This window comes from Streptomyces sp. JLBT605, from assembly GCF_058215555.1.
The window spans coordinates 4,654,172-4,668,752 of the sequence record NZ_CM177087.1; the positions used below are offsets into that span (position 1 = coordinate 4,654,172).

The 14,581-nt window shown below is 72.1% G+C and carries 8 protein-coding genes; 5 read left to right on the forward strand and 3 right to left on the reverse strand.

The genetic code is table 11. From position 1 onward, the window contains the following. Window positions 1–197: 197 nt before the first annotated feature. The 4 genes from AC4BDD_RS20275 to AC4BDD_RS20290 all read left to right on the forward strand — a co-directional run bounded on the left by AC4BDD_RS20275 (window position 198) and on the right by AC4BDD_RS20290 (window position 4,859). Window positions 198–527, forward strand: a complete 330-nt coding sequence (locus AC4BDD_RS20275; protein ID WP_490686872.1) for a hypothetical protein — start codon at window positions 198–200, stop codon at window positions 525–527. A 25-nt stretch (window positions 528–552) separates the two neighbouring features. Beyond that, entirely contained in the window at window positions 553–3,051 is a 2,499-nt protein-coding gene (gene malQ / locus AC4BDD_RS20280) for a 4-alpha-glucanotransferase (protein ID WP_490686873.1), read from the forward strand. Window positions 3,052–3,196: 145 nt separating this feature from the next. After that, window positions 3,197–3,427 carry a hypothetical protein gene (locus tag AC4BDD_RS20285; protein ID WP_490686874.1) on the forward strand — a complete coding sequence of 77 codons (231 nt, stop codon included), beginning with the start codon at window positions 3,197–3,199 and terminating at the stop codon, window positions 3,425–3,427. Between the two features lie 457 nt (window positions 3,428–3,884). After that, window positions 3,885–4,859: an acyl-ACP desaturase gene (locus tag AC4BDD_RS20290; protein WP_490686875.1), complete on the forward strand. Its 975-nt coding sequence runs from the start codon at window positions 3,885–3,887 to the stop codon at window positions 4,857–4,859. A gap of 95 nt (window positions 4,860–4,954) precedes the next feature. On the opposite strand, the gene pepN is transcribed toward AC4BDD_RS20290, so the two are convergent. The 3 genes from pepN to AC4BDD_RS20305 all read right to left on the reverse strand — a co-directional run bounded on the left by pepN (window position 4,955) and on the right by AC4BDD_RS20305 (window position 12,324). Then, on the reverse strand, window positions 4,955–7,516 hold the full coding sequence (gene pepN, locus AC4BDD_RS20295) for an aminopeptidase N (protein ID WP_490686876.1): 2,562 nt from the start codon (window positions 7,514–7,516) through the stop codon (window positions 4,955–4,957). Between the two features lie 234 nt (window positions 7,517–7,750). After that, entirely contained in the window at window positions 7,751–8,776 is a 1,026-nt protein-coding gene (locus AC4BDD_RS20300; protein ID WP_490686877.1) for an aspartate-semialdehyde dehydrogenase, read from the reverse strand. Between the two features lie 233 nt (window positions 8,777–9,009). Further along, entirely contained in the window at window positions 9,010–12,324 is a 3,315-nt protein-coding gene (locus AC4BDD_RS20305) for a S8 family serine peptidase (protein WP_490686878.1), read from the reverse strand. A 519-nt stretch (window positions 12,325–12,843) separates the two neighbouring features. Here AC4BDD_RS20305 and AC4BDD_RS20310 point away from each other — a divergent pair. Next, entirely contained in the window at window positions 12,844–14,565 is a 1,722-nt protein-coding gene (locus tag AC4BDD_RS20310; RefSeq protein WP_490686879.1) for a TIGR03767 family metallophosphoesterase, read from the forward strand. Window positions 14,566–14,581 lie beyond the last annotated feature (16 nt).

The following is a 14,581-nucleotide window of genomic DNA, read 5'->3' on the forward strand; positions in this document are numbered from 1 at the left end:
GCATTCGCCTCCGCAAGTCTGCCGCCCGGACGTCCGTTTCGCCCGTACGCTTTCGTTCCGCTGGTCCGGGCAGGCCGTCACATCTCCTGCGTGCGCCGACTGTGACCTGGGGCACGTTCCCGGCCCGGCCACGTCTGTGACCGCGCCCAGTGGGTAGGGCTGCCTTGACCCACTGCCGAGACCCCACGGAGGTCCGTGTGGCCGCGTCCGCTCAGCTCCTGCTCTCCGCGCTGTCCAAACCGGAGGCGCTGTCCAAACGTCCGGCACCCCCGGTGCCGGACCAGACCCCGGCCGGCGGCACCGCGGCCGAACCCGACCTGCTCGCCGGGGTCTCCGACCCCGACTCCGGGCTGGAGGGCGCCGGTTCCGCTTCCGGCGCGCTGACCCCGCTCACCAGCGAGCCGCCGCTCGCCGATGCCGCCCCGCTGACGAGCGAGCCGCCGCTCGCCACCGAACTGCCGCTGACCAGCGAGCCGACCGCCGCCGTGCTGGGCACGGGCGCGGGTGCGGAGCCGATGGATTTCTGAGCCGATGACGTTCTGAGGAGTCCCGATGGGCAGAGCGCGCCTCGCGGAGCTGCATGGTGTCGCCACGTCCTACGAGCCGGAACCGGGCCGCATCGTCCCGGTGCCCGAGGACACCGTCGTGGCCGTGCTCGCCGCGCTGGGGGTCGACGCGTCGACGCCCCGTTCGGTGCGGGCCGCCCTGGAGCTCCACGCGCACGGGGAGAGCGGCCGGCTGCTGCCGCCCACCGTCGTCGTACGCCCCGGCCGTCAGCCGGACCTCCACCTGCCGCCGGGCACCGTGCTGCACGTGGAGACCGAGGACGGCCGGACCCGCGAGTGGGGCCTGGAGGCGGGCCACCCACCGAGCGCCGCCGGCACGCCGGACCGCCGCCGCACGCCAGGCCCGCCGGAGCGCCCTCGCATGTCGGGTACGCCGGAGCGCCCTCGCGTGTCGAAGGGTGACGCCCCAGGACCGGTGAGCCGGCCCGTCGCGGCGCGCGCACCGGAGCAGGGGCACGCCGGCCTGCCGTTCGGCCACCACCTGCTGCGCGCCTACGCCCCGGACGGCCGTTCCGCCCACGCCTCCCTCATCGTCGCCCCGGACCGGATGCCCGTCCCCAGCGGCCGGACCCACGGGTTCCTGGTCCAGCTCTACTCCTTGCTGTCCGCCCGCTCCTGGGGCATGGGCGACCTCGGCGACCTCGCCGACCTGGCGGCCTGGTCCGGCAGGACACTGGGCTCGGGATTCGTGCAGGTCAACCCGTTGCACGCGGCCGTCCCCGGCACCCCGGCCGCCCCCACCGACCCCTCGCCCTACCGCCCCTCCTCGCGCCGCTTCCCCGACCCGGTCTACCTGCGGGTCGCCGACGTCCCGGAGTACGCCCAGCTGAGCGGGGTCGCCCGGGAGCGCGCCGACGCCATCCTCCAGGAGGCCGAAGGCTTGCGCCGGGGCGTGCTGGAGCAGGGCGCGCTGATCGACCGCGACCGGGTGTGGGCGCTCAAGAGCGAGGCGCTGCGGCTGGTGCGGGCGGTGCCGATGAGCCCTGGCCGCCGCGCCGCCTACTGCGACTTCCTCGCCGAACGCGGCCGTCCGCTCGACGACCACGCCACCTGGTGCGCACTGGCCGAGGCGCACGGCCCCGACTGGCGCGCCTGGCCCGCGGAGCTGCGCGACCCGCGCTCGCCCCGGACCGTCCGGGCCCGTGGCGAACACCTCGACCGGGTCGACTTCCACTGCTGGCTCGCCTGGCTGATCGACGCCCAGCTGGCCGCCGCGCAGCGCGCCGCGCTCGACGCCGGAATGGGCATCGGGCTGGTCCACGACCTCGCCGTCGGTGTGCACCCGTCGGGCGCCGACACCTGGTCCCAGCAGCACACCTTCGCCGCCGGGATGTCGATCGGCGCCCCGCCGGACGCGTTCAACGCGCGCGGCCAGGACTGGGGGCTGCCTCCGTGGCGGCCGGACGCCCTGGCCGCGACCGGCTACGCCCCCTACCGTGACCTGCTCAGCGGCCTGCTGCGGCACGCGGGAGCGCTGCGTATCGACCACGTGATGGGCCTGTTCCGGCTGTGGTGGGTGCCGGAGGGCCGCGAGCCGACCGAGGGCGCCTACGTCCGCTACGACGCGGAGGCGATGCTCGCCGTGCTGGCCCTGGAGGCGCACCGGGCCGGTGCGGTGGTCATCGGCGAGGACCTGGGCACGGTCGAACCGGGCGTCCGGGAGACCCTGGCCGGACGCGGGGTGCTGGGCACCTCGGTGCTCTGGTTCGAACGCGACTACGCGGCGACAAAGCCGGTGGCGGGACGGGCGGCGGCCCCGGTGGCGGCCGGCGCCGATGCGACGGAGCCAGGCGCGGGCCTGGGGCGGGCGGCGGCCGCCGAGGAGCCGGGCACGGGGGTGCCCGCCGCGGTCACCGGCTCCGCCCCCGAGACACCGGTGCTTGCCGTGGATCCCGGCCCGGCGGCGCTCGCCGTGGGTGCCGGTCCGGAGACAGGGGTGGTCGCCGCGGATCCCGCCCCGGGGGCGGAGGCGGTCATGGCCGGGAGCACGGCCCGGGCGCTGCCGCTGCCGCCCGGGGCGTGGCGGGCGGCCTGCCTGGCGACCGTGACCACGCACGATCTGCCGAGCACCGCGGCCCGGCTCACCGGCGAGCATGTGGAGCTGCGGTACCGGCTGGGTCTGCTCACCCGGCCGCTCGGCGAGGAGCAGGCGCGGGACGCGGTCGAGGTCGCCGAGTGGCTGGCCCTGCTGGGACGACTGGGGATGCTGCCCGAGGGGCCCGGCCGCGAGGAGGCGGCCGTCAAGGCGCTGCACCGGTTCCTGGCCCGGACCCCGGCCCGGATGGTGGGGGTGTGGCTGCCGGACACCGTCGGTGACCGGCGCCCGCAGAACCTGCCCGGCACCTGGGGGGACCAGTACCCCAACTGGCGGCTGCCGATCGCGGACACGCGGGGACGGCCGGTGACCCTGGAGGACCTGGCCGCCTCGCCCCGGCTGCACGCGCTGATGGCCGAGGTACGAGCGGGGCTGGCGGCCCACGGCTGAGCCGGGGGCCTGCTCCCGGGCTGCCCCGGGCCGGGTGGCCGCTCCCGCCTCGCCGACGGTGGACGGCCCGCCCTGCAAGCGGCCCGTATGCCCGTTCGGGCACCCCGGCCGCGCGGCTCCATCGGGGGTTCGCTACTTTGGGAACGTGGTCAACAAGAACGCCCTGCGCGCCGGTGCCGTGTCCGCCGGAACGACGCTGATGCTGCTGATGTCGTCCTCCGCGTTCGCGGTCACCCCCGATGACGGAGACGACCCGGGTCCGGGCCTGAGCGTGGTCGAGACGCTCGGCCTCTATGTCGCGCTGCCCATCGTTTCCTTCCTGGTGATCGCCGGACTGGTGATGGTGGGTGACCGCTCCCGCAAGCAGAGCCACTGAACGGCACTGCTTGAGCTGTTGAGCTGACCGAACGCTGATCGAGGGCGTCTTCCGGCCATAGGGCCGGTGGGCGCCCTCGCGGCGTTTTGCACCCGGCCCCGCACAAGGGCTGCGCCCGGTCCCGCACAGGGCTGCGCCCGGTCCCGCGCAGGGCTGCGCCCGGTCCCGCACAGGGCCGGTACCGGTGTGCGGTTGGACACCTTCCCCGACGGTGAAATCGCCCGTCGCCACTCCCGCCGCACCCTCACCCGCCGAGGGCTTACCCAACTCCAGGGCCGCTGTGACCGATTGACCTGCCGAGCGGACACCGCTCCGGGGGCGGTACGGCCGCGCCCGGACCAGAGCGGACAGGCCGGTCATCGTCGATGACCGGCCTTTTATTTTCACTTTAACCTACGGTGTCGTAACCTACGGGGCCGTAAGTCCGCCCGCTGCTCGACGTCCCCAGGAGCTCGCTGTGACCCTCGCCCCCTCCCGCCACCACGGCCGCGCCGTGTGGAGTGACAGCCAGCTGCTGTACGCCCTCGAAGAGGTGGTCGAGGGCGAACTCAACCGGCATCTGAAGATCGCCAAGGAGTGGATGCCGCACGAGTACGTGCCGTGGAGCGACGGGCGCAACTTCGACGGTGTGATGGGCGGCGAGGCGTGGGCCCCCGAGCAGTCCAAGGTCAGCGACATCGGCCGGACCGCCCTGGTGGTCAATCTGCTCACCGAGGACAATCTGCCCAGCTACCACCACGAGATCGCCACCCTCTTCGGCCGCGACGGCGCCTGGGGCACCTGGGTGCACCGCTGGACCGCCGAGGAGGGCCGGCACGGCATCGTGATGCGCGACTACCTGCTCACCAGCCGCGCGGTCGACCCGGTGGCGCTGGAGCGGTTCCGGATGCAGCACATGTCCGAGGGCTTCGAGTCCGACAACCGGCACAGCATGCTGCACTCGGTGGCCTATGTGGCCTTCCAGGAGCTGGCCACCCGCATCTCGCACCGCAACACCGGCCAGCACTCGGGCGACCCGGTGTGCGACCGGATGCTCGCCCGTATCGCCGCGGACGAGAACCTGCACATGATCTTCTACCGCAACCTGCTGGGGAAGTCCTTCGAGCTGGCGCCGGACCAGACGATGTGCGCGGTCCGCGATGTGGTCGTCAACTTCCGGATGCCCGGACACGGCATCCCCGGCTTCGAGCGCGCCGCCGCGCAGATGGCCATCGGCGGGATCTACAACCTGCGCATCCACCACGACGACGTGCTCCAGCCCGTGCTGCGCTTCCTGAAGGTCCTGGAGATCTCCGGACTCGGCCCCGAAGGGCTTCAGGCGCAGGAGGAGCTGGGTCTGTTCATGGGCGGTCTGGACGACCAGGCGGTGAAGTTCGACGAGCGCCGCCAGGCGCTGCTGGCCCGGCGCGCGGCGCGCGCCGGGCAGAGCTAGAAGGAACGCCGGACGGGCTGGAGTGAACCAGCCCGTCCTGGGGTCCCCCGGACGGAGTCCGGGGGCACGGATCGGGGCGGAGCCCCGAAGAAGGATCAGCCGGCGTCGGCCGCCTGCGCCTTCAGCGCCCGCTCGACCCCCGACCGCGACTCCGAGACCAGCCGCCGCAGTGCCGCGTTCGGCTCGGCCGCCGCCAGCCAGGCGTCGGTGGCGTCCAGCGTGGCCTGCGAGACCTGGAGCGAGGGGTAGAGGCCGACCGCGACCTGCTGCGCCATCTCGTGGCTGCGGGAGCCCCACACGTCCTTGACCGCCGCGAAGAACTTCTCGGCGTACGGGGCCAGCAGCTCGCGCTGGTCGCTCTGGACGAAGCCGTGGATGACGGCCTCCTGGAGGGCGTTGGGCAGCTTGTCCGACTCGACGACCGAGGCCCACGCCGCGGCCTTCGCCTCGGCGGTCGGCCGTGCGGCCCGCGCGGTGGCCGCGTGCCGCTCGCCCGCCGCGGTCCTGTCCCGCTCGTACTCCGCGGCGATCGCGTCCTCGTCCAGGCGGCCGACCGCGGCCAGCCGCTCCACGAACGCCCAGCGCAGTTCGGTGTCGACGGCCAGACCGTCGATGGTCTCGGTGCCCTCCAGCAGCCCCTGGAGCAGGTCCAGCTGCTCGGGGGTGCGGGCGGTGGCGGCAAACGCCCGCGCCCACGCCAGCTGGTGGTCGCCGGACGGCGCGGCGGCGCGCAGCTGCTCCAGCGTCGCCTCGGTCCACCTGGCCAGGCCCGTCCCGCGCCACTCGGGGGCGGCGTACAGGTCCAGGGCCAGCTTGACCTGGCGGTGCAGCGACTGCACCACGCCGATGTCGGACTCCTTGGCGATGCCGGAGAGCACCAGGTCCAGGTAGTCGCGGGTGGCCAGTTCGCCGTCGCGGGTCATGTCCCAGGCGGAGGCCCAGCACAGCGCGCGCGGCAGCGACTCGGTGAAGTCCCCCAGGTGCGCGGTGACCGTCTTCAGCGACTCCTCGTCCAGCCGCACCTTGGCGTACGACAGGTCGTCGTCGTTGAGCAGCACGACCGCCGGGCGCCGCTTGCCAGTGATCGCGGGCACCTCGGTCAGCTCGCCGTCGACGTCCAGCTCGATCCGGTCGGTGCGGACCAGCTTGGAGTCCCGCAGGTCGTACAGGCCGATCGCGATCCGGTGCGGGCGCAGCACCGGCTCGCCCTTGGCGCCGGCCGGCAGTGCCGGGGCCTCCTGCCGCACCGCGAAGGCGGTGATGACCCCGTCCGCGTCGGCCTCGATCTCCGGGCGGAGGATGTTGATGCCGGCCGTCTCCAGCCACTTCTTCGACCAGGTCTTCAGGTCGCGGCCGCTGGTCTCCTCCAGCGCGCCCAGCAGGTCCGACAGCCGGGTGTTGCCGTAGGCGTGCCGCTTGAAGTACGCCTGCACGCCCTGGAAGAACTCGTCCATCCCGACGTAGGCCACCAGCTGCTTGAGCACGCTGGCGCCCTTGGCGTAGGTGATGCCGTCGAAGTTGACCAGGACGTCGTCCAGGTCACGGATCTCGGCCATGATCGGGTGGGTGGACGGCAGCTGGTCCTGCCGGTAGGCCCAGGTCTTCATGGAGTTGGCGAAGGTGGTCCAGGAGTGCGGCCACCTGCTGCCCGGCGCGTACGCCTGGCAGGCGATGGAGGTGTAGGTGGCGAACGACTCGTTCAGCCACAGGTCGTTCCACCACTCCATGGTGACCAGGTCGCCGAACCACATGTGGGCCAGCTCGTGGAGGATGGTCTCGGCCCGCACCTCGTAGGCCGCGTCCGTCACCTTGGACCGGAAGACGTACTGGTCGCGAATGGTCACCGCGCCCGCGTTCTCCATCGCGCCGGCGTTGAACTCCGGCACGAAGAGCTGGTCGTACTTGGCGAACGGGTAGGCGTAGTCGAACTTCTCCTGGAACCAGTCGAAGCCCTGCCGGGTCACCTCGAAGATCGCGTCCGCGTCGAGGAACTCGGCCAGCGACGGGCGGCAGTAGATGCCGAGCGGCACCGAGACGCCGTCCTTCTCGTAGCTGCTGTGCACCGAGTGGTAGGGGCCGACGATCAGCGCGGTGATGTAGGTGGAGATGCGCGGGGTCGGCTCGAAGTGCCAGACGTTGTCCTTGGGCTCCGGGGTCGGCGAGTTGGAGATCACCGTCCAGCCCTCGGGCGCCTTCACGGTGAACTGGAACGTGGCCTTCAGGTCCGGCTGCTCAAAGGAGGCGAACACCCGCCGCGCGTCCGGCACCTCGAACTGCGTGTAGAGGTACGCCTGATCGTCGACCGGGTCGACGAAGCGGTGCAGGCCCTCGCCGGTGTTGGTGTAGGCGCAAGCCGCGACGACCGTGAGCTCATTGGCGCCGGCCAGCAGCCCCGGCAGGGTGATGCGCGAGTCGGCGAAGACATCGGCCACGTCCAGCGTCTCGCCGTTGAGCCGGACCTCGTGCACGGTGGGGGCGACCAGGTCGATGAAGGTCTCCGCCCCGGCCTCGGTGCTCTGGAAGCGCACCGTCGTCTCGGAGCGGAAGGTGCCCCCTTCCTGCGCGCCGCTCAGATCGAGGTCGATCTCGTACGCGTCCACGGTGAGCAGGCGCGCCCTGCGCTGGGCCTCTTCACGGGTCAGATTCGTGCCAGGCACCCGGTCATCTCCTCGGTATGTGACGTTTCTGGTCATCCTTCCACGACCAGGGGCGCCGGCGCCGGTGGGTAATGACGGTGCGGGGCGGAGGTCGAGGGGGCAGGGCGGGAGGGGCCGGGCCGCGCGCGGGGGCGGAGGTTGAGGGGGGCGGACGTCGAGGGGTAGCGCGAGGGGGCGGGCACCGTAGGTGCCCGCCCCCTCAACGCCGGTCAGCCCAGCCCGACCCAGTTCGGGTCAGCTGAGCTCGGCCGCGACCAGCTCCGCGAGCTGCACCGCGTTGAGCGCCGCGCCCTTGCGGAGGTTGTCGCCGGAGAGGAAGATCGCCAGCCCGTTGTCCACGGTCTCGTCGACCCGGATCCGGCCCACGTAGCTGACGTCCTTGCCGGCGGCCTGGAGCGGGGTGGGGATCTCGGAGACCTCCACGCCCGGCGCGTCCGCCAGCAGCTCATAGGCGCGCGCCACGCTGATCGGGCGCTCGAAGCGGACGTTGACCTGGAGGGAGTGGCCGGAGAAGACCGGCACCCGGACGCAGGTGCCGGAGACCTTGAGCTCCGGGATCTCCAGGATCTTGCGCGACTCGTTGCGGAGCTTCTGCTCCTCGTCGGTCTCGAAGGAGCCGTCGTCGACGATGTTGCCCGCCAGCGGCAGCACGTTGAAGGCGATCGGGCGCTTGTAGACGCCGGGCTCGGGGAACTCCACCGCCTCACCGTCGAAGGTGAGCTGGTCGGCGGCTTCGCTGACCTTGCACGCCTGGGTGTGCAGCTCGGCCACACCGGCCAGCCCGGAGCCGGAAACCGCCTGGTAGGTGGTGGCGACCATCGCGGTCAGCCCCGCCTCCAGGTGCAGCGGCTTGAGCACCGGCATGGCGGCCATGGTGGTGCAGTTGGGGTTGGCGATGATGCCCTTGGGGCGGTCCTTGATCGCGTGCGGGTTGACCTCGGAGACGACCAGCGGCACCTCGGGGTCGCGTCGCCAGGCCGAGGAGTTGTCGATCACCACGGCGCCCTGGCCGGCGACCTTCTCGGCCAGCGCCTTGGAGGTGGCGCCACCGGCGGAGAAGAGCACGATGTCGAGACCGGAGTAGTCGGCCGTGGCCGCGTCCTCGACGGTGATGTCCGCGCCCTTCCAGTCCAGGGTGGAGCCCGCCGAGCGCGCCGAGGCGAACAGCCGCAGCTCGGTGACCGGGAAGTCGCGCTCCGCGAGGATCTTGCGCATGACCGTGCCGACCTGACCGGTGGCTCCGACGATTCCAATCCTCACGGTGTCTCCCTTATGCCTTTTCGTCCGTTTTCCTGCGCTCTGGCGAGGTGGGCGCTGTGCCCATGATGCGTATGTCCCCGGTCGCCTTGTCCAATCCATTCCACTCCACGGGCAAGGCGTGGGGTGCCCCACGGGCGAGGGCGGGTGCTCCACGAGCAAGGGGCGGGTGTCCGAAGACACCCGCCCCTGCCACGCAGCGGATCCGGTCCGTCACACGACGGTCGCGGAACCGGTTACGAAACGACCTTCTCGATCTTCACGCTGCCGCCGCCGGTGACCGTCCCGGCCGCGTTGACCAGCTGTACCTGGCCGAAGAAGGTGCGGCCCTCAGGCGCCGCGCCCGCCACCTCGACCTTGGCCGCGACCTGCGCCGACGCGCCGTTCGCCAGGTTCACGGACTGGGCGTCGTCCACCGAGACCGTGCCGAGCGAGGGGGCGAAGTAGACATCGCGGTAGTCGTACTCCGTGGTGCCCGCCGGCACGGCGTAGCCGACGACCTCGATGGTGTACGTGCCGGCCTTCGGCTTGGTCAGGCTGACGGCCTCGTCCGAGTCACCGTCCGCCGAGGAGCCCACGACCTTGCCGTCCAGCAGGACGTTCAGGTCCAGGTCGGCCTTGGTGTCGGAGACACCGCCGATGGCGACGTCCAGCCGCGAGACGTCCGCGCCGATGGTGAGGGTGCTGGAGTGGGTCTCACCCTCCTTGATCGACGGGCGAGCGGTCTTGGACGAACCCAGCTCGCCACCCTTGAGCTTGCCCCGCTCGATCGCGGCGAAGCCGTTGGTGACCTTCCACTGGACCGGGGCCGGGGTGCCGACCTTGGCCTCGGGAACGGTCTGCACCTCGGGGTCGAAGGTGGTGCCCAGCGCCGTGGCGGTCAGGGTGTAGGCGTTGTCCAGCAGCGGCGAGGTGCGGCGCGACTCGACCTCGAACTCCCACACACCCGGCATCGGGTCGGCGTACGACCGCAGGTCCGGGCGGCAGGTGTTCGCCGGGTTCGGGTAGTTCGGGTAGCAGTTCGGCGTGGAGGTCGGGTCGACCGGGACGCCGTAGGGGTTGATCGCGATCCACCGGGTCTGGCTGCCCGTGGACAGGCCGCTCATCGCGACCTGGAGGGACTTGGCGCCCTTCGGCACGGACACGAAGTAGTGCTTGCTGCTGTTGCGCTGCACCGTGCCGGACGCGCCGTAGGCGAAGTGCGGCTTGCCGAGCGACTTGGCGACCACGACGGTGTTGAGGATCTGCTTGTCGACGCCCACCGTGCTCGCGTCGTCCACCGTCAGGATCGCGGTGTGGATGCCGGCGGCGCGGGTCTTCGCGGTGACCTTGACGGTGACCGGCTGGTCCAGCGGCAGGCTGACCGAGCTCTTGGCCAGGGTGAAGGTGCCGTCGTTGTCCCGCAGCGCCAGCTTGTGCTTCAGCGCGCCCTCCGGGCCGCTGGTGCGGGTGAGGGTGACGTCGTACGTCCGCGACTCGTTGGTCTTCAGACCACCCTCGCGGTCGTAGACGCCGGTGCCGAAGCCCGGGGTCTTCAGGTGGTCCGACAGCGCGGTCTTCACCGGCGCCTTGACCGTGTACTCGTGGGCGGTGGCCCCGTCGCGGATCGCCTTCCAGGCGCCCACGATGTTGATCAGGCCGGAGCCCTCCTCGTGCGCCTGCGCACCCTTGATGTGCTTGGCGGTGCTGGTCAGCGCGGTGCGCAGATCGGCCGGCTCCAGGTCGATGTGCTTGAGCTTGGCGGCCGACAGCAGCAGCGCGGTGGCACCGGCGGCCTGCGGGGAGGCCATCGAGGTGCCCTGGAGCATGCTGTAGCCGGGCGGCAGCTGGTAGCCGGCCTCGGCGACCGGGCTGCCGGGCAGCCAGGTCTGGGTGGTGTTGATCGACGCGCCGGGGGCGGAGATCACCGGGGCGAAGCCGCCGTCCTCACGCGGTCCGCGGGAGGAGAAGGGCATCACCGAGTACGGGGTGGTGACCTCGGAGCCGTAGTTGGCGGCCCAGGTCTCCTTGGAGATCGTCGCGCCGACGCTCAGCACCTTGTCGGCGAGCGCGGGGTCGCCGATGGTGTTGGTGCCGGGGCCGCTGTTGCCGGCCGAGATGACCAGCTGCACGCCGTAGGTGTCGATGAGCCGGGTGTACAGCTCGGCGCGGGCGTTGTTGCCGTCGTTGAGCGCCGGCAGGCCGCCGATCGACATGTTGACGATGTCGACGTGGCGGTTGACCACCAGGTCGATCATGCCCTCGGTGAGCGCGACGTTGGTGCAGCCGCCGGTCCAGGTGCAGGCGCGCGAGGAGACCAGCTTGGCGCCGGGCGCCGCGCCGTTCATCTTGCCGCCGAAGAGGCTGTTGGCGGCGGTGATGCCCGCGACGTGGGTGCCGTGCTCGGACTCGATGACACCGATGTTGACGAAGTCGGCCTTCTTGCCGACGTTGCTGCCGCCCAGCGGGTCCAGGGGGACGTCCTTGCGGATCTCCACCACGAACGGGACGCGCTCGGCGATCGGCGTCTGCGGGTCGTCCTTGCCGAAGTAGCCGACCTGGAAGCCGTCCTTGTACGGCTTCATCGCCTCGTCGTCGGTGAAGTCGCCGTCGTTGTCCAGGTCCACCCGGACGGTGCCCTTGGCGGCGTCGTACAGCAGGGCCCAGGAGTCGGTGGTGTCGCCGTCCCGGTTGAGGTCGCCCTTGGCGTCGCCGCCGGTCGTCGCGCTCTCCCGGAAGAGGCTGACGGAGTACGAGCCGGCCGGGGCGGTGTAGGTGCGCCCGTTGAAGGTGAAGGCGGGGCCGGAGGCGGGGGTGACCATCGGCCGCCAGGTGCCGTCCTGGTCGGTGATCGGGTCGGTGGCGGTGACCCAGTCGACGATCTTGCGCTCGCCGGTGGTGGTCTTCTGCAGCGCCGGGTGGGCGATGTCCACGCCGGAGTCGAGGATGCCGATCGTCACGCCGCGGCCGTCGGCCTTGGGGTGGGCGTCGACGAAGTCCACCGCGCCGGTCTCGAAGGCCGGCTGGTACGGGTTCTTCGCCGGGGTGTCCGCGTCGGGCGCCGGGTAGCTGCCCGATTCCGCGGTCCGGGCGCCCTTGGCGCGGTCCGCGCCCGGGGTCGGGTCCGGCAGCTGGATCTCCTGGCGGAGGTCGATGCCGTGCACGGAGGAGAGCTTCTCCGCCTTGGCGATCGCGGCGTCCGCCTTGGCCGTGGGAACGGTGGCGCGGACGTAGCCGAGCTTGTCGTAGGTGCGGCCCACTGCCGCGCCCTTGACCGCGTCGAGCTGCTCGGCGACCTGCTCGGTGGCGCCGGGCGCGGTGGCGATCATCATCGTGATGTTCTTGTCGCCGTCCGCCTTGGCCTCGGCGAGCAGGCCGGCGTCGGTGGCGCCGAGCTTGTCGGACGCGGACTTCGGCGCGCTGTTCGGGGCCGGGGTGGGGGTGTCACCCTGCGGAGCGGCGAGAGCGGGGACGGGTCCTGCGGCCGCGAGGGCGGCCACCAGGCCCGCGCCTATCGCGATGCGGGCCGCGCGTCTCGCGCCGCGTATGGATCTCTCGTCAGGTGAGGACATGGGCATCCTTGTTCGGAATTCGGTGCCGTCGGTCCGTTCACCTTTGTGGAAGTCACGGCCTTTTGGGGAGAGTTGCCCGAGCCTGATTCCCCTGATGGCACATTTCCGCCATGCGCCATCGAGAACAAAGCGGCAACAACCGGGGCAAGTCCCTTGACAGTCCGGCGCGCCCGCCGAGCGGCCCGCCGCGCACTCGGCCGCACTCGTCCGCGCCCGGCGACCGGTCCGCCGGGCAGCCGGCACTCCCCGCCGACGCGATCCCCGGCCACCGGTCCGCCGCCGGGCGGTGCGCCCTCCGGCGGGTGGCCCTACCCCGGCCGGTGAACACCGGGTGAGCGCCGCTGGACCATCCGCCCAGGCGTCGGTGACACCCCGCCGACCCGCCGCTGCCTGTGCGGATCTCGGCGCTCCGCGTTGCCGCGGCGTTCACGCGGTGGCCACCCCTGATGCCAACGATCCCTGGTGACAGGCAGTTCCGCCGCCCGGCCGCAACCGCGTTCGCACTCGGGGAGATCGCGTATGTCCCGCATTCGGTCCGCCGCCCACGCCCTCGACCGCCGTACGTTCGTCGCCGCCGCGACCGCCGCCGGGGCCGCCACCGGACTCGGCGTCGCCCTCGGCCCCTCCGGCGGCGCGGCGAACGCCCGCCCGGCCGCCGCCCCGCACCCGGTGCAGAAGGTGAGCACCGTCCCCACCGGGCCCTCCCCGGCCGGCACCACCCTCCAGTCCGTCGCCGCCCCGCGCACCACCGGGGCCTTCCGGCGTCTGGGGGACGGTCCCGGCTGGCGCCGGGTGGTACGCACCGACCTGGCCCAGGCCAAGGGCGGCCGGGAGCGCCGCCGCACCGCGCTCGCCGCCTTCGTGCAGCTCACCGATCTGCACCTGACGGATGTGCAGCATCCACTGCGCTATGAGTTCCTGCGCTCCGGGCAGGTCGGGGCCTGGCGGCCGCACGAGGCCCTGTCGGCGGCCGGAGTGGTCTCGCTCGTCGAGCGGATCAACCGGCTGCGCGGGGGGCCCGCCACCGGCGCCCCGCTCACCTTCGCGATGACCACCGGCGACAACACCGACAACAACTCATCTCTGGAACTCGACTGGTTCCTGACCGCGATGAGCGGCGGCCGGATCACCCCCAACTCCGGCGACCCGCGCCACTACGAAGGCGTCCAGAACAGCGGGATCAAGCACTTCTGGCACCCGGAGAGCAGCCTGCGCGACGCCGACAAGCAGGCCGGCTTCCCGCGCATCGACGGCTATCTGCGCGCGGCGCTGCGCAGCGTCGACAGCCCCGGCCTGCACCTGCCGTGGTACTCCACCATCGGCAACCACGACGGGCTCTCCGGCGGGGTCTACGCCTTCGACCGCGGCTACCTCGGCGAACTGGCGACCGGCAGCCGGAAGTTGCAGATCATCCCGGCCGCCGAGGCGGAGCGGATCTACCAGGGCGAGCGGGAGGGCGCCGACCCCAAGGGCAAGGTGATGAAGGAGCTGCTGCGGGCGCACGCCCGGGACATGCGCACCGTCACAGCCGACGAGCGACGGGCACCCTTCACCCTGCGGGAGTACCTTCAGGCCCATCTCGACCCGCGGCACACCGGCTCCGGGCCCGCGGGCCACGGTTACACCCGGGCCAACGTCGAGCAGGGCACCCTGTACTACGCGTTCCGGATCTCCGACGACACCATCGGCATCAGCCTGGACTCCACCGACCCGGGCGGCCACTACACCGGCTCCATAGGCACCGCTCAGCTGCGCTGGCTGGAGCGGACGCTGAAGGCGCACCGGGACGACCACGTGCTGGTCTTCAGCCACCACTACAGCCGGAGCATGAAGAACCTCAACCGCGACCCGGCCCGCCCGGACGAGACCCGGCACACCGGCGCCGAGCTGGTCGACCTCTTCCAGCGGCACCCGCAGGTGCTGGCCTGGATCAACGGCCACAGCCACAAGAACGAGATCACCCCGCGCGGCAGCTTCTGGGAGATCACCACCGCCTCGCACATCGACTTCCCGCAGCTGGCCCGGGTCATCGAGGTCGTGGACAACCACGACGGGACGCTCTCGCTCTTCACCACCCTCATCGAGTCCGCCGCACCGCACCGCACCGACTTCGCCGATCTGTCCCCGACCGGTCTCGCCGCGCTCTACCGCGAGCTGTCCTTCAACGCCCCCGGCGCCCGGGGCACGCTCGCCGGCCAGGCCGACGACCGGAACACCGAGCTGCTGCTCCGCAAGCGCTGACACCGGGCCGTACGCG